Origin of the sequence: Phenylobacterium sp. (assembly GCF_025351295.1) — a bacterium.
Classification (GTDB): Bacteria; Pseudomonadota; Alphaproteobacteria; order Caulobacterales; family Caulobacteraceae; genus Phenylobacterium.
Map to the genome: position 1 here is coordinate 1 of NZ_JANXWD010000022.1, position 17,726 is coordinate 17,726.

The 17,726-nt window shown below is 69.8% G+C and carries 19 protein-coding genes and 1 pseudogene; 8 read left to right on the forward strand and 12 right to left on the reverse strand.

Annotation, left to right across the window (positions count from 1 at the left end; genetic code table 11):
* Positions 1-105: pseudogene (locus tag Q0R13_RS03360) on the forward strand (IS481 family transposase); the annotation flags it as partial.
* Here Q0R13_RS03360 and Q0R13_RS03365 read toward each other — a convergent pair.
* From Q0R13_RS03365 to Q0R13_RS03390, 6 genes are read right to left on the reverse strand one after another with little or no spacing between them, the layout of a single operon-like run.
* Positions 102-929 (reverse strand): enoyl-CoA hydratase, encoded by an 828-nt coding sequence (locus Q0R13_RS03365; RefSeq protein ID WP_293899466.1) that lies wholly within the window; start codon positions 927-929, stop codon positions 102-104. The pseudogene Q0R13_RS03360 and the gene Q0R13_RS03365 overlap by 4 nt on opposite strands.
* A 52-nt stretch (positions 930-981) precedes the next feature.
* Entirely contained in the window at positions 982-1,482 is a 501-nt protein-coding gene (locus Q0R13_RS03370) for a DUF3237 domain-containing protein (protein ID WP_293899469.1), read from the reverse strand.
* A 3-nt stretch (positions 1,483-1,485) separates the two neighbouring features.
* Entirely contained in the window at positions 1,486-2,136 is a 651-nt protein-coding gene (locus Q0R13_RS03375) for a carboxymuconolactone decarboxylase family protein (protein ID WP_293899472.1), read from the reverse strand.
* A 38-nt stretch (positions 2,137-2,174) separates the two neighbouring features.
* Positions 2,175-2,564 carry a nuclear transport factor 2 family protein gene (locus Q0R13_RS03380; RefSeq protein ID WP_293899475.1) on the reverse strand — a complete coding sequence of 130 codons (390 nt, stop codon included), beginning with the start codon at positions 2,562-2,564 and terminating at the stop codon, positions 2,175-2,177.
* A 29-nt stretch (positions 2,565-2,593) separates the two neighbouring features.
* Positions 2,594-3,487: an SDR family NAD(P)-dependent oxidoreductase gene (locus Q0R13_RS03385; protein WP_293899478.1), complete on the reverse strand. Its 894-nt coding sequence runs from the start codon at positions 3,485-3,487 to the stop codon at positions 2,594-2,596.
* Positions 3,484-4,806: an MFS transporter gene (locus Q0R13_RS03390; RefSeq protein WP_293899481.1), complete on the reverse strand. Its 1,323-nt coding sequence runs from the start codon at positions 4,804-4,806 to the stop codon at positions 3,484-3,486. The genes Q0R13_RS03385 and Q0R13_RS03390 overlap by 4 nt, the downstream gene beginning before the upstream one ends.
* Positions 4,807-4,942: 136 nt before the next feature.
* Here Q0R13_RS03390 and Q0R13_RS03395 point away from each other — a divergent pair, with 136 nt between their 5' ends.
* Entirely contained in the window at positions 4,943-5,704 is a 762-nt protein-coding gene (locus Q0R13_RS03395; protein WP_293899484.1) for an SDR family oxidoreductase, read from the forward strand.
* Between the two features lie 248 nt (positions 5,705-5,952).
* On the opposite strand, the gene Q0R13_RS03400 is transcribed toward Q0R13_RS03395, so the two are convergent.
* The 4 genes from Q0R13_RS03400 to Q0R13_RS03415 all read right to left on the reverse strand — a co-directional run bounded on the left by Q0R13_RS03400 (position 5,953) and on the right by Q0R13_RS03415 (position 10,307).
* A complete protein-coding gene (locus tag Q0R13_RS03400; RefSeq protein ID WP_293899487.1) occupies positions 5,953-6,669 on the reverse strand; it encodes a glutathione S-transferase N-terminal domain-containing protein in 717 nt (238 codons plus the stop codon).
* Complete coding sequence (locus Q0R13_RS03405) at positions 6,666-7,151, reverse strand: nuclear transport factor 2 family protein (RefSeq protein ID WP_293899490.1); 486 nt, start codon at positions 7,149-7,151, stop codon at positions 6,666-6,668. Before Q0R13_RS03405 ends, Q0R13_RS03400 begins: the two co-directional genes overlap by 4 nt.
* Before the next feature lie 20 nt (positions 7,152-7,171).
* Positions 7,172-9,400 carry a TonB-dependent receptor gene (locus Q0R13_RS03410; RefSeq protein ID WP_293899493.1) on the reverse strand — a complete coding sequence of 743 codons (2,229 nt, stop codon included), beginning with the start codon at positions 9,398-9,400 and terminating at the stop codon, positions 7,172-7,174.
* 280 nt (positions 9,401-9,680) lie between these two features.
* Positions 9,681-10,307, reverse strand: coding sequence for a VOC family protein (locus Q0R13_RS03415; RefSeq protein ID WP_293899496.1), 627 nt, complete (start codon positions 10,305-10,307; stop codon positions 9,681-9,683).
* 155 nt (positions 10,308-10,462) lie between these two features.
* Here Q0R13_RS03415 and Q0R13_RS03420 point away from each other — a divergent pair, with 155 nt between their 5' ends.
* From Q0R13_RS03420 to Q0R13_RS03435, 4 genes are read left to right on the forward strand one after another with little or no spacing between them, the layout of a single operon-like run.
* Entirely contained in the window at positions 10,463-11,467 is a 1,005-nt protein-coding gene (locus Q0R13_RS03420; protein WP_293899499.1) for an aminoglycoside phosphotransferase family protein, read from the forward strand.
* Positions 11,464-12,762 (forward strand): phosphopyruvate hydratase, encoded by a 1,299-nt coding sequence (gene eno, locus Q0R13_RS03425; RefSeq protein WP_293899502.1) that lies wholly within the window; start codon positions 11,464-11,466, stop codon positions 12,760-12,762. Before Q0R13_RS03420 ends, eno begins: the two co-directional genes overlap by 4 nt.
* Positions 12,759-13,706 (forward strand): 2-hydroxyacid dehydrogenase, encoded by a 948-nt coding sequence (locus Q0R13_RS03430; protein ID WP_293899505.1) that lies wholly within the window; start codon positions 12,759-12,761, stop codon positions 13,704-13,706. The genes eno and Q0R13_RS03430 overlap by 4 nt, the downstream gene beginning before the upstream one ends.
* Complete coding sequence (locus tag Q0R13_RS03435) at positions 13,706-14,425, forward strand: alpha/beta fold hydrolase (protein WP_293899508.1); 720 nt, start codon at positions 13,706-13,708, stop codon at positions 14,423-14,425. The genes Q0R13_RS03430 and Q0R13_RS03435 overlap by 1 nt, the downstream gene beginning before the upstream one ends.
* On the opposite strand, the gene Q0R13_RS03440 is transcribed toward Q0R13_RS03435, so the two are convergent.
* Together Q0R13_RS03440 and Q0R13_RS03445 are read right to left on the reverse strand one after the other, a co-directional pair.
* A complete protein-coding gene (locus tag Q0R13_RS03440; protein WP_293899511.1) occupies positions 14,422-15,114 on the reverse strand; it encodes a CPBP family intramembrane glutamic endopeptidase in 693 nt (230 codons plus the stop codon). The two genes, Q0R13_RS03435 and Q0R13_RS03440, sit on opposite strands and share 4 nt — an antisense overlap.
* A 274-nt stretch (positions 15,115-15,388) precedes the next feature.
* On the reverse strand, positions 15,389-16,441 hold the full coding sequence (locus Q0R13_RS03445) for a hypothetical protein (RefSeq protein WP_293899513.1): 1,053 nt from the start codon (positions 16,439-16,441) through the stop codon (positions 15,389-15,391).
* 104 nt (positions 16,442-16,545) lie between these two features.
* On the opposite strand from Q0R13_RS03445, the gene Q0R13_RS03450 reads away from it, so the two are divergent.
* Both Q0R13_RS03450 and Q0R13_RS03455 read left to right on the forward strand, forming a co-directional pair.
* Positions 16,546-17,019, forward strand: coding sequence for a MarR family transcriptional regulator (locus Q0R13_RS03450; RefSeq protein ID WP_293899516.1), 474 nt, complete (start codon positions 16,546-16,548; stop codon positions 17,017-17,019).
* Positions 17,020-17,044: 25 nt separating this feature from the next.
* Complete coding sequence (locus tag Q0R13_RS03455; protein ID WP_293899519.1) at positions 17,045-17,626, forward strand: NAD(P)H-dependent oxidoreductase; 582 nt, start codon at positions 17,045-17,047, stop codon at positions 17,624-17,626.
* Positions 17,627-17,726 lie beyond the last annotated feature (100 nt).

Below are 17,726 nucleotides of genomic sequence, written 5' to 3' on the forward strand. Positions count from 1 at the left end.
CTGCGATGGCGAACGCCCTACCAGGTGATCTGCGAGGCCTGGACCAAAACCCCGTCAATCTTCAAGATCGACCCGCACCAGCTCATCCCGGGACCACACATCTAGCGGCCGCTGAACACCGGCTGGCGTTTCTCGACGAAGGCCTTGGCGGCCTCGCGGTGGTCGTGGGTCTGGCCGCAGTGGACGTGGTGGGTGGCCTCCAGGTCCAGGCAGTCGTCGACGTCGCCGGTCATGGCCCGGTTGAGGTTCTCCTTCATGTAGCGGTAGGCGACGGTCGGGCCGGCGGCGAGGCGGCCGGCGATCTCCAGCGTCTTCGCGGCCAGCTCTTCCGGCTCGCAGACCCAGTTGGCCAGGCCCAGGCGCAGGGCCTCGTCGGCGCTGACCCGGTCGGACAGATAGTAGAGTTCCCGCGCCTTGGCCGCGCCGACGAGCTGGGTCAGGAAATAGGTCCCGCCGTAGTCGCCCGAGAAGCCCACCTTGGCGAAGGCGGTGGTCATGATCGCGGTGCGGGCCATGATCCGCAGGTCGCAGGCCAAGGCCAGCGACAGGCCCGCGCCGGCCGCCGGGCCGGGCAGGGCGGCGATCGTCGGCTTGGGCATCTTGAACAGCTTGCCGGCTGTCGCGCGCTGGTTGCCCCGCTGGCGGTGGATGGCCTCGTCGAGGGTCGGGCCAGCGCCGGAGCCCTCGCCCCGGCCGGCCATGCCCTTCACGTCCCCGCCGGCGCAGAAGCCCTGGCCGGCGCCGGTCAGCACGATGCACTTCACCGCCGGCGCCAGCTCGGCCCAGGCCAGTTGCTGGGCCAGGGCGTCGTTCATCGCCCCGCTCATGGCGTTGCGCGCCTGCGGCCGGTTGAGGGTGAGGGTCAGCACGCCCGCGTCCAGGCTGGACAGCAGATCGGGGGTGCCGGTATCGGGAGCGGTGTCGGCCATGGCGGATCCTCCTGGTTGTTGCGCCACAGTTAGGCCCAACCCGGCCGCCGGATCAAAGGATGGCGAAGATCGAGTGCCGGATCCCGGTGTCGGTGCGATGGCCGCAGCCCACTGCCAGCACCCCGTTCAGCCACGCGTAGCGCGGATCGGCGGTCTCGAAGACCGGAGCGATGCGGATGTAGTACTCGCCGTGCGGGACCTCGGGCGCGGCCGGGTCGCGGAAGCGGGCGCTGACCGCCTCGCTGACCACCGTGCGGCCGGTGTAGGTGACGTAGATCAGCGCCCCGTCGTGGGTCTTCCAGACCACCCGGGCGTCGAAGGTCCCGGCGGCCTCGCCGGGCGCGATCTCGCCGCTTGTCGACCAGTTGCCGCCGCCGGGCAGGATCTCGCCGGTCAGCCGGGGACCCTCGAACCGGCCGCCGGTGACGTAGCCGATCCGCCGCGCGGTCCAGGGCGACTGGCCCATCGGCATGATGCCGCCCTCGACCCGGAAGTCGGCGACGCACAGCGGCGCGCTGGCGAGCGCCGGGAAGTCGAACGCCAGCGCCGCCATACGTCAGCTCTCCGCCGGCCGCGGGGCGCTGAGGAAGTCCTGGGCCTTGAAGCCTTCGGGGGCGGCCACCTCGACGATGGGGTCCGGCCGGTTGTCGAACTCCATCTTGAGCGCCCGGGTGATGACGGCGTGCATGGCGTAGAGGGTGGTGATGTAGGTGAACTCGAAGATCTGCTCGTCGCTCCAGAAGGTCTTCAGCTTGTCGAACACCTCGGTCGGCGTGCGCCCGTCGCCGGCCGTCAGGCAGTCGGCGTAGGCCAGGACGGCGCGTTCCTGGTCGTTGAACACGTCGGACACCTGCCAGTGCGGCACCGCGGCGATCTTGTCGTCGGAGACGCCCAGGCCGCGCAGCGACTTGCAGTGCTGGGAGAACACGAACTGGCTGCCCTTCACCCAGCCGGCGCGGGTCTGGCCCAGCTCGCGCAGCACCGGGTCGATCTTGCGGTCCGGGTGGCGGTAGACCGCGAAGCCGTCCACGGCGTGCTTGAAGATGTCGGGGGCCAGCGCGAACACCGTCCACCAGTCGCCGGGCGTGCCGGTGGCGGTGCCGGGGCTGGCGACCGGATCGCGATCGGGGCCGAACAGGCGATTGTAGTAGGTGGTGATCACCGGGTCTGTGACCTCGGCGCGGGGGACTTGGCGAAGGACGGGCATGGGAAAATCCAGGGCTTGAGGGTCTGGCGATGTGAGGGTCAGGCGAACTTGCGGAACTCGGCCACGCCGGCGGAGTCGAAATATTCGTCCAGGCGGGTGATCTTGCCGTCCCTCACCGCGCAGACGATGCAGGCCGGCAGCTCGACGCGGACGTTGTCGTGCTTGCGCACGCCCTGCAGCACATGCTGCTGGACGAAGCCGGACGGGAAGACCTCGACGCGGCGGTCGGCATAGACCCGGTCGACGATGCGGACGACCATGCCGGCCAGGGTCTTCCGGTTGTCCTCGGGCCCCTGGATCTGGCGGTCGGTGTTGTGCCAGATCTCGGCGTCGGGCGCGTAGCAGGCGACCAGCCCGTCGATATCGCCGGCCTCCACGCAGTCGAAGAAGCGCTTGGCGAGGGCCCGCATGGCGGTGTCGTCGGACATGGCTGAAGTCTCCCTGGTCGTCGGTTGGGTCAGGCCTTCACGGCCACGTTCATGCGCTTTGCGCCGTTGGCGGCGATCAGGCCGGCGATGTCGTCGCCGCGGTAACCCGGGTCGGCGGACTCGCCGAAGGCGGCCAGCATCTCGGCGAACTGAGCTTCGGCCATGCCCTTCCACTCGGGATGGGTGAAGATGAAGAATTCGCCGGCCTGGATGGCGCGGACCACCCGCTGGCCGATCTTCTCCGGCGACATGCCGCCGGCCAGGACGCCGCTCATGTTCTGGGCGGTCTGGGCCGCGCCCCCCTGTTCGGTGGCGCCGGGGCGCAGCTTCTGGGTGGTGGCGACGATGTTGGTCGCCGACATGCCGGGGCAGAGGACCGAGATGCCGACGTTGGTGTCGGCCAGCTCGTTACGCAGCGCCATGGCGATGCCCAGGGTGGCGAACTTCGAGGAGATGTAGGCCACCGAGATCGGCGGCGGCACGATGGCCACCATGGACGCGGTGAGCGCCAGGTGCGCCGGCCGCCCGCTGGCCTTCATCGCCCCCAGGAAGGTGCGGCAGGCGTAGAGGTGGGCGTGGGCGTTGACTGCGTAGGCCCAGCGCCAGACCTCGGTGTCGTAGGTCTCGAACTTGCCGGACCCGCCGCCAACGCCGGCGTTGGAGAAGAGCACGCTGACCTCGCCGAACCGGCCGGCCGCCTCGCCGACCCGGGCCCATTCGGCCTCTTCGGCGACGTTGAGCCGCAGGCCGATGGCGTCGGCGCCCGTGGCGCGCAGCTCGGCGGCCGCGGCCTCGACCTTGGCGGCCTCGATGTCGGCGAGGATCAGGCGCGCGCCCCGGGCGGCCAGGGCCCGGGCGGTGGCTAGGCCGAGGCCGCTGGCGCCGCCGGTGACGAAGGCGGTCTGGTCCTTGAGGTCTTTCACGCCAGGCTCTCCCGCAGGACGTCGGCGGTGTCGCGGACCACCACCCGCGAGACCGCCAGATAGCCCAGCGCCGCCAGGACGGCGACCGGGGCGATTGAGATCAGGGCGACCCGCAGCGGATCGACCACATGGGCGGCGGCGAGCGCATCGCTCAGCATGCCGATGGCCAGCGGCCCGCCGCCGAGACCCACGATGTTGAACGCCAGCAGCACCAGGGCCGTCGCCGTCGCGCGGGAGGCCACCGGCGACAGGTTCTGGACCAGCGCCAGGACCGGCGCAGTGAACATGGTGCAGCCGATCATCGGGACCAGCATCAGCGCCAGCGAGGCCTGCCAGGACGAGGCCATCACCGCCAGGGCCAGGGTGGGGCCGGTGATCAGGACGGCGAGGCCAGGGACGTAGGCATAGGCCTTGACGCTGCGCTGGCCGGCCCAGTTGACCAGCGCCCCGCCGCCCCAGATGCCCAGGCCCATGCAGAGGCCGGCGGCCGGTCCGAACCAGCGGGCGACTTCGGCCAGCGGCATGTGCTGCACCCGCATCAGATAGGCCGGGATCCAGTTCAGCATACCGTAGCTGATGAAGGCCGACAGGCCGCTGGCCACCAGCAGCAGGCGCAGCGTCGGGCGCGACAGGAACAGCCGCACGGTGGGTCCGAGCCGGCCGGCGTCCGCGGACGGGGCGCGCGTGGGCGTCGGGTCGAGCCCGCCACGCTTCGGCTCGCGCACCACGACGGCGAGGACCAGGGCCGCCAGCGCCCCGAGCGCCCCGACGGCCAGGAAGGCGCCGCGCCAGCCGAACTGGCCTGCCGCCCAGCCACCCAGGCTGGCGCCCACGAACACCCCCATCGGGCCGTTGACGGTGAACAGGCCGATCACCGCCGGGCGCTGCGCGGGCGGATAGTAGTCGGCCAGGATCGAGAGCGACGGCGCGGTGCCCCCGGCCTCGCCCACGCCGACCCCGAAGCGGGCGAGGGCCAGTTGCCAGAAGTTGGCGGCGAAGCCGCTGGCCCCGGTGAAAAAGCTGTAGATCAGGGCTGCGACGGCCACGAGGCGGACACGGTGCACGCGGTCGGCCAGCATGGCGGCCGGCACCCCCATGGCCGCGTAGAACAGGCCGAAGCTCAGGCCGGTCAGCAGGCCGATCTGCGTGTCGCTGAGGTGGAGATCCGCGCGGATCGGCTCGACCAGGACAGAGAGGATCTGGCGGTCGACGAAATTGACCGTGCCCACGACCATCAGCATGGCCAGCGCCAGGGTCCGGCCGGGGCGGCGCACGGCGGCCCCCGACGGGCTGAGGACGGCGCTCGCGGCCTGGTTCATGACACTCCCTGGCGGCGCTGTTCCACGCCTTGCGGGCAAGGTAGGCCGCGACCCTTGGGTGTCAATCAAGTTTACGGTTTCCGGCGATCGGGACTACGATGCCGGCCAACAAAGCGGGACATGAGGGAGGACGAAAATGGCGGGACGTCTGGCCGGCAAGGTGGCGATCATCACCGGCACCGGGAGCGGCATGGGCCGCACCGCGGCGCTGATGTTCGCCCGCGAAGGGGCCAGGGTGGTGGGCTGCGACCTCAATCGCGGCGCCGGGTCGGTGGCGGACGAGGTGAAGGCCGCCGGCGGCGAGATGGTCTCGCTGCAGCCCGTGGACCTCTCGGTCGCCGCGGGCGCCGAGCAGGTGGTCGCCTTCGCGCTGGCGCAATTCGGCGGCTTCGACATCGTCTACAACAATGCCGCCATGGCCTATTTCGCCTTCATCCCCGAGATGGATTTCGAGACCTTCGACCGCACCCAGCGCGAAGAGGTGAACATCATCTTCCACCTGTGCCGGGCGGCCTGGCCGCATCTGGTCGCCCGCGGCGGGGGCTCGATCATCAACATCGCCTCCACGGCGGCGAAGAAGGGCTCGACCGGCCAGGGGATGCTGGCGCACTCGGCGGCCAAGGGCGCGGTCACCGCCATGACCCGGCAGTACGCCACCGAGGGCGGCGCGCACCGCATCCGCGCCAACACCATCTCGCCCGGCATGATCCGCTCGGCGCAGACCGAGCCCCTGATGACCCAGCCCGGATGGACCGAGCGCGCGATCGCCCGGCAGGTGATCAAGCGGATCGGCGAGCCCGAAGACGTCGCCGCCACCGCCCTGTTCCTGGCCTCCGACGAAAGCAGCTTCATCACCGGCGCCGACATCACCGTCGACGGCGGGACCATGGCGAATTGAGGGTCGGGGTCATCGCCATTTCCCCCGACGCCGCTTCTCCTCACGCGTAGGGCTACGAGATGTGCGGAAGGGATTCACGAGCCTCACGATCTCAAAAGTCTCCTCACCCGTAGGGGGAGGGGGACCATTCGCAGAATGGTGGAGGGGGCTTGCAGGATAGGTCTGGGCGGCGGCGCACCCCCTCCACCGCGTTCCGCGGTCCCCCTCCCCCTACGGGTGAGGAGATATTCGGCTGCGCGCCTCGAGCCCTAACCTTCGCTGCCCTTCAGCATGTTCTCGCCGAACAGGTTGGACCACTGCTCGGGGGTCAGGGTCGGGCGGAGGCTGGAGAGGTTGGGGGCGTTCTTGACCTCGGTGCCGCGCATGACCGCAGGCCGGGCGCCCACCGCCTCGAACCAGCGGCCGATGTTGGGGTAGGGGTCCAGGCTGAGGGCGATGGCGCGGGTGGCGCGCACCCAGGGCCAGGTGGCCATGTCGGCGACGGAGTACTCCTCGGCCAGGTACTCGGCCTCGCCCAGCCGGCGGTCCAGCACCGCCAGCAGCCGCCTGGCCTCATTGCCATAGCGGGCGATGCCATAGTCCTGGCCCTCGGGCGCGTAGCGGATGAAGTGGTGGGCCTGGCCGTGCATCGGGCCCAAGCCGGCCATCTGCCACATCAGCCACTGCTGGGCCAGCGAGCGGCGGCGCGGATCGGCGGGCATGAAGGCGCCGCCGGCCTTGTCCGACAGATAGAGCAGGATGGCGCCCGACTCGAACACCGCGAACGGCACGCCGCCGCCGCCGATCGGGTCGTGGTCGAGGATCGCGGGCAGGCGATGGTTGGGATTCACCCGCCGGAACTCGGGCTTCAGGTGATCGCCGCCCAGCATGTCGTAGGCGATGAGCCGGTAGGCGACGCCGGTCTCCTCCAGCATGATGCTGACCTTGTGCCCGTTGGGGGTCGGCACGAAGTGGACGTCGATCATGGGGCGCCTCTCGCGGCATAGGCGGCGCGCGCCGCGTCGAAGGCCTGGTCGAACGCCGCCCGGCCGCCGGCATAGCCAGCCACCGCGAAGGCACAGCCGCGGATCTTCCAGCCGCCAGGGTGGTGGGCCAGTTCGTGCACATAGGTCCCGCAGGCGAACCCCGCCAGCGCGCCGATGAAGTGGGCGGCGTCGACGTAGGAGGTCACCCGCGCCGCGTCGACGCCGGCCTCGACCACGAAGTTGGAGACCTTGTGCTGGGTGGCGTCGAAGCCGCCCAGCACCTTGCAGCGCTCCACCCAGGCGTCGGCCGGAATCCGGCCGCGGATCGAGCCCAGGGCGCTGTAGTCGAGGTCGATCTCGTCCTCGAACAGGTCGCGGAAGGCCGGCCAGTCGCAGGCGTCCAGCGCCATCGCATAGGCGACCACCAGGTCGCAGAGCGCGGTGCGGACGGCGAGCGCCTCTTGGCCGGAACCTTGAGCCATGCTCGCCGCCGCGCCTTCGATTAGAACTTCACGCCCGCCTCGACCGCGACGCTGCGGGTCTCCTCGAGATAGAGGATGGCGTGCGCCACCGGCGTGATCGGGAAGGGCAGGTTGAACGCGCTGCCGGTGGTCTTCTTGTCGAACAGGTTCTTAGCGGTGACGGCCACGTGCCAGCGCTCATCGGACGGGCCGTACTGCACCCGGGCGTCGACCTTGGTGTAGGCCTTCTGGCGGCCGAACAGCGGGCTCTGGTTGTCGGAGTCGAAGTACTTCGAGCGGCCGTACAGCGAGGCGCTGGTGTCGAGCACCATGTCGCCCTGCATCTCGAACCGATAGTGCCCCGAGAGATTGTAGCTGAACTTCGAGGTGTACGGCAGCGGGGCGCCGCCGATGTTGTTGGCCGCGATGCTGGCCGGCGAGGCGGCGTTGCAGGCGGTGATCGGCTGGGTGGCGAGGCAGGCGGCGCCGGGATAGTCGTCGTACTTGGCCTTCTGGTAGGCGGCCGCCAGGGTGAAATCGAGGCCCTTCATCGGGTACCAGGCGGCCGAACCCTCGACGCCCTTGGAGCTGGCGCTGGCCGCATTGCCCGTCTGGTAGGTCGAGATCGTCGGGTTGTAGACCGACACCTGCAGGTCCTTGAACTTGGTGTCGTAGACCGAGACGTTCACCACCAGCCGGCCGTCGGCCAGGGTAGACTTGATCCCCGCCTCGTAGTTTTCCGACTTTTCCGGGCGATAGACGAAGGTGGCGCTGGTCGTGCCGTAGGTGTTGGACACGAAGCCACCGGACTTCGAGCCGCGCCCGTAGGTGGCGTAGACCATGATCTGGGGCGCGACGTCGTACTGGATCGTGCCGGACGGATCGAGGTTGTCCTCGCCGTTGATCTCGCCGACCGCCCGGGTGTTGACGGGCCGCAGCGCGAAGGGGCCGTAGCGGAGGCGGCCGTAGAAGATCGCCCGCTTGTCGTTGTTCGTATAGCGCAGGCTGCCCAGCACGCGGAGCGAGTCCGTGATGTGGAAGGTGCCCTGGCCGAACACCGAGAAGGTCTGGCTGCGCTGGCGGAATTCGGTGTTGAGCAGGCCGTAGTACACCAGCACGCCCGGCAGGTTGACGTCGAACCCGCCCAGCTGGGTCAGCTGATAGAGCGAGGTGTCGTAGTAGGCGCCGACCACATACTCCAGCCGCTTGCCGGTGGGCGACAGCAGGCGGACTTCCTGCGACCATTGCCGGAAGTGTTCGGGATAGCTGTTGTAGACGCTGTTGCGGACCGTCCCGCCGGCGGGCAGGGACTGATCGAAGTTGTTGACGATGTTGGACCGGAAGAACGAGTAGCCGGTGATCGACGTCAGGGTGAAATCGCCCAGCTTCAGATTGCCGGTGCCCGACACCATCCAGGAGGTGTCCTTGGTGCCTTCCGGCCCGATCGGGTTGACGGTGGAATAGCGGAAGTCCCGCGGCTGCTGTTCGGTGGTCAGCGGGCTTGAGACGTTCATGCCGCCGCGGACCTCGCGGTTCCCGTATTCCGCCTTCAGCGTGAAGTCGAAGGTCTCGATCGGCGTGTACCGCAGCGTCAGCCGCGCCAACTGCATCCTGTTCTGCGGCTCATCGGCGCCGTTCGCGCGGTTGTTGATGTAGCCGTCCTGGTCGACGAAGCGCACGGCCAGGCGGGCGCTCAGGGTGTCGGTGACCGGGCCGGCCACATGGCCGGTGATCTCCGTGCCCTGGAGCTCGAAGTTGTAGGAGGCGGTGATCTCGCCTTCGCGCTCGGCGGTCGGGCCGGCCGAGACGATGGAGACGGCGCCGGCGGGCGTGTTCTTGCCGAACAGGGCGCCCTGCGGACCGCGCAGCACCTCGACCCGCGCCAGGTCGAAGAACGGCGACTGCGCCTGGCGGTTCTTGCCCGCGTAGACACCGTCCATGTAGAGGCTGACCGACTGGTCGAACGAGAAGTTGGCCGGCGGCGAGCCGAAGCCGCGGATGTAGATGACGTCGTTGCCGGCGGTCGATTCGACCGACACGTTCGGCGCGAACTTCACCATCTGCTTGAAATCGTTGGTGCTGTACTGGGCCAGCTTGCTGCCGGAGATGACCTCCATCGAGATCGGGACCTCCTGCAGCTTCTGCTCGCGCTTCTGGGCGGTCACGACGACCTCGCCCAGGGTGGACGGCGCGGCGGCGTCGGCCGCCATGGCCGCGCTCGCGATGGCGCTGACCAGCATCGTGGTTGAAAACAGAATGCGGGCGATCATTCCCGGCCTCCCCCTATGTTTCTCGTTGTCGTCGTTCTGTTGATCGAACTTCGTTTCGGAACCTGCGCGCATCCGCACAAAATGTCAATTTACTTGACGCTCCCATGCGGCCAGTCCGAGGCCGCCGCAGGTTGCGGACAGCGGTGGCGACCCGCCATCTGCGCCAAGCTTCACAGCGTCTAGGCCGATATCATTAGATTGCTAAGTGTTTCTGTCAATTGCCGGAGGTGGGGGCCGACGCGGCTTTCCCGGAGGTGTGGCGGGATTGTCGCGGCGCGCCCTACTTGGCGGGTTCGAGCGCCCGGACGTCGTTCTCCGCCAGCATGGCCTCGGCCTTGAGCACCACACGGCGCGACTTGACCCCGCCGGCGTCGACCGCCTCATGCGCCACGTCGCCCGCGTCGAAGGTCTTGGTCCAGGAGGCGAACTCCAGGCAGACGCCATCGGGGTCGAAGAAATAGACCGAGCGCACGAACACCCCCTCGTGCAGCTCGGCGCTGGACTGGCTGGGCGAGTCGTCGTGGTTGAGGATCTGGGTGACCTCGACGCCCTTGGCCTGCAGCGCGGCGTAGTAGTCGTCGAACTTCTCGGCCGGCACGTTGAAGGCGATGTGGTTCATCGAGCCATGCGCCGAGGTGAAGTCGCCCTTGGTCGGCAGCGCCTTGGGCGAGGACACGCCCGGCACTGCCTCGTGGGCCTCCGGGAACCAGAAGAAGGCCAGGGAATCGCCGTTGCCGATGTCGAAGAAGAAATGCTGGCCGCGCCCGCCCGGCAGGTCGATGGTCTTGACCAGCGGCATGCCCAGGATGTCGCGATAGAACTCCACGGTCCGGGCCATGTCCTTGCAGACCAGGGCCAGGTGGTTGACGCCGCGGATATCGAATTGGCTGTTGGCCGAGCTCGTCATGACGTCCTCCGAAGACCTTGGTCGAGCCTGCGCCCGATCGCATTTGTGGCCGCAGTAAACGCCCGTGGCGTTCCGCCGTCAATTTGATTGACGCTTGCGGCAATCCCGCGCGGGGCGTCTGGACCGGCGACGCTTAGAGCTCTAACTATTCCAGTATGCCGGCTGACGCGGACATCGTGGACACCCTGAAGGCGGGGGGCTTCCTGGCGCCCGAGGCGCGGGTCGAGCTGCAGGCCCTGACCGGCGGGGTCTCCAGCGACGTCTTCCGCCTGGACACGCCGCAGGGTCCGGTCTGCGTGAAGCGGGCGCTCTCCAAGCTGCGGGTGGCGGCCGACTGGCGTGCGCCGGTGGAGCGGTCGCACTATGAAGTGGAGTGGCTGCTGACCGCCCGCGCCTTGGTGGGCGAGGCGGTGCCGCAGGTGCTGTTCGAGGACCGCGCGGCCAGTCTGTTCGTGATGAGCTTCTACGACCCGGTGACCCACAGCATCTGGAAGGCGGACCTCGCCGCCGGGCGGGTCGACGCCGCCTTCGCCGGCCAGGTGGGCGCGATGCTGGCCAAGGTCCATGCCGGTTGCGCGGGCCAGGCGGAGATCGCGGCGCGGTTCCGGACGACGGCGCTGTTCGAGGACCTGCGGCTGGCCCCGTTCCTGCGCCACTCGGCCCTGGCCCACCCGGACCTGGCCGGCCGGCTGGTCGCGCTGGCCGACCGCACGGCCGCGGCCCGGATAACCCTCGTCCACGGTGACGTCAGCCCGAAGAACATCCTGCATGGCCCGGCCGGCCCGGTGCTGCTGGACGCCGAGTGCGCGTGGTACGGCGACCCGGCCTTCGACCTGGCGTTCTGCTCGGCGCACCTGCTGCTGAAAGCGGTCTGGAAGCCGGCGCACACGGCGGCCTACCTGGCCAGTTTCGCGGCCCTGCAAGCCGGCTACCTTCCAGGGGTGGACTGGGAGCCGGCGGACAGGCTGGAGGCGCGCGCGGCGCAGCTCACCGCCGCCGTCCTGCTGGCGCGTGTCGACGGCAAGTCGCCGGCCGACTATCTGCAGAGCGACGCCGACCGCGGCTTGGTGCGCGGCGCGGCGCGGCGGTTGATCGCCGGCCAGCCGGGGACGATGGCGGCCCTGGCGGCGGACTGGAACGAGGGCCTGAAGGCGCGATGAAGACCACCGTCACCGCCGTCCGGGCGCGACAGATCTGGGACTCGCGAGGCCGTCCGACCGTGGAGGCTGAGGTGACCCTGGCGGGCGGCGCCTACGGACGGGCGCATGCCCCTGCCGGCGCGTCGCGGGGCGCGCATGAGGCGTGGGAACTGCGCGACGGCGGGCCTCGCTTTGGCGGGCTGGGCGTGGACGGCGCGGTGGCCGCGGTGAATGGCGAGATCGCCGCACGGCTGGCGGGCCTGGACGCCACGGACCAGGCCGGGATCGACGCCGCGATGACCGAGCTCGACGGGACGGCCAATCTCTCGCGACTGGGGGCCAACGCCATCGTGGCGGTGTCGCTGGCGGTTTTGGACGCGGCGGCGGCCGGGTCGGGGCTGGCGCGCTGGGCCTATCTGGCCGCAGGGCGGAAGGTGCGCATGCCCCTGCCGGAGATCCAGATCTTCGGCGGCGGCGCCCACGCCGGGCGGCGCACCGACGTGCAAGACTTCATGATCATGGCGCCGCGGGCGGGCAGCATCCGCGAGGCCTTCGAGATCGCCGCCGACGTGTTCCGCGCCGCCGGGACCTTGATGGCCGATACCGGGCGGCTGGCCGGGGCGGCGGACGAGGGCGGCTGGTGGCCGATGTTCGCGTCCAACGAGGAAGCCCTGGACACCCTGGTGCAATCAATCGAGCGGTCGGGCCACCGGCCGGGCGAGGACGTGTTCATCTCCCTAGACGTGGCGGCCAATGAGCTGCATGCCGAGGGCCGCTATCGCCTCGGCCTGGACGACGCCGACTTCGGCCGTGAGGGCATGGTCGAGCGGGTCGCCGACTGGGTGCGGCGCTATCCGATCCTGTCGATCGAGGACCCCGTCAGCCAGGACGACCTGCAGGGCTTCCGGCTGGCCACCGAAGCGTTCGCGGCGACGACCCAGCTGATCGGCGACGACATCCTGGTGACCGACGCCGCGCGGGTGCGCCGGGCGGCGGCGGCTGGCGCGGGCAATGCGGTGCTGGTCAAGGTCAACCAGGCCGGCACGGTCAGCCGGGCCAAGGCGGCGCTGGACGCGGCGCGGTCGCTGTCGTGGGGCGCCATCGTCTCGGCGCGGTCCGGCGAGACGGAGGACGTCTCCATCGCCCACCTGGCGGTCGGCTGGGATGCGGGCCAGATCAAGGTGGGCAGCTTCGCGCGGTCGGAACGCATGGCGAAGTGGAACGAGCTGCTGCGGATCGAAGAGGCCATGGGGGCGGATGCCGTCTATGCCGGCCCCTCGGCCTTCGCGCCCTCGGTGGCGGAGACCCTGCGATGAAGGCGGTGCTGCAGTACCGCGCCAGCGCGGGCTTCCAGGCGGCCCTGGCGCGCGACGCCGCCGCGGCCGGCGTCCAGGCGGTGGCGGTCGACGAGACCGACGACGCCGGGTTCGCCCGCGAGATCGCCGACGCTGACGTCCTGCTGCATGTGCTGAAGCGGGTAACGCCGGCGACGCTCGCCGCCGGGCCGAAGCTGAAGCTGGTGCAGAAGCTGGGCGTCGGCGTCAACACCATCGACCTGGAAGCCTGCAAGGCCGCCGGCGTGGCCGTGGCCAACATGCCCGGAACCAACAGCCAGGCGGTCGCCGAGATGGCGCTGGCCCTGATGCTGGCGGTGCTGCGCCGGCTGTCCTACCTCGACCCGCTGACCCGGGCCGGCGGGGGCTGGGCGCCCGACCTCGACCAGATCGACGGGACCGGCGAGATCGCCGGGCGCACGGTGGGCTTCGTCGGCTACGGCAGCTCGGCCTCGCGGCTGGGCCGGGCGCTGGAGGCCCTGGGCGCAACGGTGATCTATGCGGCGCGCAGCGCCAAGCCGGACCTGCCCGGCCGCTTCGTGACCTTCGAGACCCTGGTGACCCAGGCCGACATCGTCTCGCTGCACCTGCCCCTGACTCCGGAGACCCACGGCCTGATCGGCGCCCGCGCCCTGGCCGCCATGAAGCCGGGCGCGATCCTGATCAACACCGCGCGCGGCGACCTGGTGGACGAGGAGGCCCTGCTGGCGGCGCTGACGTCCGGCCATCTGCGCGGGGCCGGCCTGGACGTGTTCGCCCAGGAGCCAGTCGATCCGGCCAATCCGCTGCTGGCCCTGCCAAATGTCGTCGTCGCGCCGCACATGGCCTGGCTGACTCCGGAGACCCTGGACCGCAGCCTGGCAGTCGCCTTCGACAACTGCGGCCGCCTTGCCCACGGCGCGCCGCTCCTGAACCGGATCGTCTGATGAGCGCCCATCCCGCCGTGGTCTTCGCCTCGGGCCAGCTGCTGACCGAGGACGTCTGGGCGCCCCAGGCCATCGCCCTCTCGCCCGACTACGAGCTGCAGGTCGCCGACCACCTGCACGACGACACCATCGCCGGCATGGCCGCGCGCCTGCTGGCCGGGGCGCCGCCGCGCTTCCACCTGGTCGCCCACGCCATGGGCGGGTTCACGGCCTTCGAGGTGATGCGCCAGCAGCCGGAGCGCGTGCTCAGCCTCGTGCTGATCTCCACCCTGGCGTCTGCCGACGGCCCGGCCCAGACCGAGCGGCGGCAGGGCTATATCCGGCTGGTGGAGGCGGGAAACTTCGCCGGTGTGGTCGAGGAGCGGATCCCCATGCTGGTGGCCCCCTCCCGGCGCGGCGACGAGGTGCTGCCGTCGGTGATCCGGCACATGGCCTCCGACACCGGCGCGGACCGCTTCCTGGCGCAACAGCGGGCCATCATGAGCCGCATCGACAGCCGCCCCTCGCTGGCGGCCATCAAGGTCCCGACCCTGCTGATCCGCGGCGACCATGACGGCATCACCACCCGGGGGCACCAGGATGAGATCCTGGCGGGGATTGCTAGATCGCGGCTGGAGGTCATCGCCAACTGCGGCCACCTGCCGACGCTGGAGACGCCGGCGGAGACAAACCGGATCCTGCGCGATTGGCTGGTGCGCGTATCGCCGGCTGCGACCTAGGACGGCCCCAGGCGCGCCAGGGCCAGTGTGCGATCGACTTGGCCTCGACCAGGATACCATAGCACCAGGACCAGGGCGACGGCGGCCATGAGCAGGCCATGGAGCCGAGGATCGAACCATGAGCCCTGAACGGGAAAGAGCTGCCAGCACAGATTGCTGACGGCGTGGAATACCGCCGCGCCGAACATGCTGCCGCCGGTGCGGTTGAACAGCCAGACCATGATGATGCGCATAGAGACCGTGCCCAAGGTCCACCAGCCGATCCAGACGACGGAGCGGTGGGCCTGGACCAGCGCCGGGTAGCGCCAGATCGCCCAGACGGCGCCGATCAGAAGGCCGGCCGCCAGCGCGGATGATCGCGCCTGGAGCGGATCCAGGGCATAGGCCGACCATCCAAGTTCTTCACTGAGGCCGCTCACGAGGAAGACGGCGGACAGGGCCAGCACGTTCGGCAGCGCGATCTGGGGGTCTGGTATGCGCGATCCACCCAGTCGCATGATGACGAACGCGACGATGCCGACGGCTGGCGAAATGAGCAGAATGGGCAGCCAGATCGCCTTCGCGCCGATCCGTCCGACGTCGAAAGCGCGTATCAGCAGCGCGCAGCCGTTCGGCAGTCCGCCGCGCCGGCAGGCCAGGATGAACCCGGCGAGGGCCGGGCAGACAACGGCCACGGCCGCGACCGGCAAGCCCGGCATCAGCTGGCGCCCGCTCGCTGCACTGATCGCCCAGAACGGAGCCGTCAACAGGAAGGTCAGGCCAAAACGCCAGGACGGATCCGGCGGATCGCGGCCCCAGCGCGCCGGAGCGCGGATTCTGGGTCCCTGCGAGTTTGCGGGCAGCCATGGTTCCCGTGCGCGATAGCGTTGCCGGTCCGGCAGCGTCGCACACAGAGCCCAGGATCAGGCGCCCCGTCGTTGATCCCCATCAACACGTGGGCGTCCTGCCGGGATCGGCCCCATCCTAGCCGCCCGCCAGCTCCCGCCGCACGATCGCCGCCCCGTCCGCCATAGCCTTCAGCTTGCCGAACGCCACCTCGCGGCTCTGGTATTTCATGCCGCAGTCGGGGGCGATGATCAGGCGGTCGGCGTCGATGTAGGGCAGGGCCCTGCGGATACGGGCGGCCACGGTCTCGGCAGTCTCGACGCCAGGGTCGTTGAGGTCGATCACGCCGTACATGATGTACTTGCTGGGCAGCTCGCGCAGGATCCGCGGGTCGAGGTTGGGCTGGGCGGCCTCGATGGAGATGATGTCGACGTCGGACGCCTCCAGCTCCTCCAGGAAGGCGTAGCCGCCGGGCTTCGACGCGCCCTTGTGGACGTGGGCGTAGCCGAAGCAGATGTGCAGCGCGGTCAGTCCGCCGACGCCCTTCACCGCGCGGTTGATGGCGTCGATGGCGAAGCTGCGCGCCTCGTCCGCCTTGGCCTGCAGATAGGGCTCGTCCAGCTGGACGATGTCGACCCCGGCGGCGAACAGGTCGCGGGCCTCGGCGTTGACCGCGTCGGCGTAGTCCATCGCGAGCGAGCGGGCGTCGGGGTAGTGATCGTTCTGCGCCTGCTGGGTCATGGTGAAGGGGCCGGGGATGGTGATCTTCACCGGGCCGCCGGCGCGGGCTTTCAGGAAGGCGGCGTCCTGGGACTCGATGGGGCCGGTGCGGCGGATCGGGCCGGCGACGCGGGGGACGGGGTTCATCGCGCCGGTGCGGTCCATGGCCATGCCGGGCGGGTCGATCTCGATGCCGGCCAGGGCGGTGGCCAGGCGGTTGGAGTAGCTCTCGCGGCGCATTTCGCCGTCGCCGATGATGTCGATCCCGGCCAGTCGCTGGTCGCTGATCGCCACCAGGGTCGCGGCCGCCTGGGCGTCGGCCAGCATCGGCTCCTTGATGCGCCACAGCTCCTGGGCGCGGACCCGTGGGGGCAGGCGGCTCTTGAGGCCCTCGCGGTCGATCAGCCAGTCGGGCTGGGGATAGCTGCCCACAATCGTCGTCGGAAGCAGGGGCAGGCCGAGCAGCGGCATCGTTGACCATCCAGAAACTTAGTATGCTATGTATTTGCGGACAGGCCTCGACACTGTCAACGGGCGTGATTGCCCGGCGCACGTGGGGGTGGAATGGTCGTGCGATGAGCCCAGTCGAATTCTACGCCGACCCAACCAACAGCATCGGCTACCTGACGCGGATCGCGTTTCGCGCCTTTTCCCGCGCCCTGGAGGTGCGCACCGCCCCGCATGGGGTCTCCAGCGGCCAGTGGCGGTTCCTGCGCGTCTTGTGGCGCGAGGACGGCCTGACGCAGCGCGAGCTGAGCCGCCGGGTGGGCATGCGCGAGCCGACCACGGTCATCGCCCTGAAGAGCCTGGAGCGCAGCGGCTTCGTCACCCGCCAGAAGAGCCTGGAGGACCGGCGCAAGGCGCATGTGTTCCTGACCGAAGAGGCCCGGAGGCTGGAGGCGACGCTGTTGCCGGCGGTGGCCGAGGTGAACGCCATCGCCCTGGCCGGCCTGACCGACAGCGAGATCGCGGTGCTGCGCAAGGCGCTCACCCAGGTCGGCCGCAACCTGGCCGCCGACGACGACGCCTCCACCGACAGCGCGGTCTGACCCGCATCCGCCAGGACCTGCATCCATGACCGTGAAACTCCTCGCCTTCGCCGGCAGCACCCGCACCGGCTCCCTGAACCAGGCCCTGGTCGACCTGGCCGCGCGCGAGGCCCGGGCGCGGGGCGCCGAGGTCACCGCCATCCGGCTCACCGACTTCGACCTGCCGATCTACCACGGCGACCTGGAGCCGGATGAGTTCCCGGCCGCCGCCCTGGAACTGCAGACGCTGCTGCGCGCCCACCACGGCTTGCTGATCGCCTCGCCCGAGCACAACGGCACGATCAGCGCCCTGCTGAAGAACAGTATCGACTGGGGCAGCCGGCCCGTCCCTGGCCACGCGATCATCAGCGGTTTCCGCAACAAGGTCGCCGGCATCATGGGCGCTTCAATCAGCCCGTTCGGAACGCTCCGCAGCCTGACCCACCTGCGCCACGTCCTGTCGACGATCCAGACCATCGTGGCGACCGAACAGGTAATGATCCCCTTCGCCGCGACCGCCTTCGACGCGCAAGGCGCCCTGAAGGAGCCCCTGCCGGCCCAGCTGATGGGCATGATGGTGGCCCGTGTGATCGACCTGGCGGAGCGGCTGGAACCCCCCGTCTCCTGAGACGCGTCAGCGCCCTCAAGATTTAACCGCAGAAAACGCAGAGAACGCGCAAAGGCGCGGCGCAATTCTGCGTCTTCTGCGTTTTCTGCGGTTCCAAACG

Bases quoted from the DNA above. Each gene is read 5' to 3' on its own strand.
- Q0R13_RS03365 (WP_293899466.1), bottom strand. From the start codon at position 929: ATGGCCGACACCGCTCCCGATACCGGCACCCCCGATCTGCTGTCCAGC.
- Q0R13_RS03370 (WP_293899469.1), bottom strand. From the start codon at position 1,482: ATGGCGGCGCTGGCGTTCGACTTCCCGGCGCTCGCCAGCGCGCCGCTG.
- Q0R13_RS03375 (WP_293899472.1), bottom strand. From the start codon at position 2,136: ATGCCCGTCCTTCGCCAAGTCCCCCGCGCCGAGGTCACAGACCCGGTG.
- Q0R13_RS03380 (WP_293899475.1), bottom strand. From the start codon at position 2,564: ATGTCCGACGACACCGCCATGCGGGCCCTCGCCAAGCGCTTCTTCGAC.
- Q0R13_RS03390 (WP_293899481.1), bottom strand. From the start codon at position 4,806: ATGAACCAGGCCGCGAGCGCCGTCCTCAGCCCGTCGGGGGCCGCCGTG.
- Q0R13_RS03395 (WP_293899484.1), top strand. From the start codon at position 4,943: ATGGCGGGACGTCTGGCCGGCAAGGTGGCGATCATCACCGGCACCGGG.
- Q0R13_RS03400 (WP_293899487.1), bottom strand. From the start codon at position 6,669: ATGATCGACGTCCACTTCGTGCCGACCCCCAACGGGCACAAGGTCAGC.
- Q0R13_RS03405 (WP_293899490.1), bottom strand. From the start codon at position 7,151: ATGGCTCAAGGTTCCGGCCAAGAGGCGCTCGCCGTCCGCACCGCGCTC.
- Q0R13_RS03410 (WP_293899493.1), bottom strand. From the start codon at position 9,400: ATGATCGCCCGCATTCTGTTTTCAACCACGATGCTGGTCAGCGCCATC.
- Q0R13_RS03415 (WP_293899496.1), bottom strand. From the start codon at position 10,307: ATGACGAGCTCGGCCAACAGCCAATTCGATATCCGCGGCGTCAACCAC.
- Q0R13_RS03420 (WP_293899499.1), top strand. From the start codon at position 10,463: ATGCCGGCTGACGCGGACATCGTGGACACCCTGAAGGCGGGGGGCTTC.
- eno (WP_293899502.1), top strand. From the start codon at position 11,464: ATGAAGACCACCGTCACCGCCGTCCGGGCGCGACAGATCTGGGACTCG.
- Q0R13_RS03430 (WP_293899505.1), top strand. From the start codon at position 12,759: ATGAAGGCGGTGCTGCAGTACCGCGCCAGCGCGGGCTTCCAGGCGGCC.
- Q0R13_RS03435 (WP_293899508.1), top strand. From the start codon at position 13,706: ATGAGCGCCCATCCCGCCGTGGTCTTCGCCTCGGGCCAGCTGCTGACC.
- Q0R13_RS03445 (WP_293899513.1), bottom strand. From the start codon at position 16,441: ATGCCGCTGCTCGGCCTGCCCCTGCTTCCGACGACGATTGTGGGCAGC.
- Q0R13_RS03450 (WP_293899516.1), top strand. From the start codon at position 16,546: ATGAGCCCAGTCGAATTCTACGCCGACCCAACCAACAGCATCGGCTAC.
- Q0R13_RS03455 (WP_293899519.1), top strand. From the start codon at position 17,045: ATGACCGTGAAACTCCTCGCCTTCGCCGGCAGCACCCGCACCGGCTCC.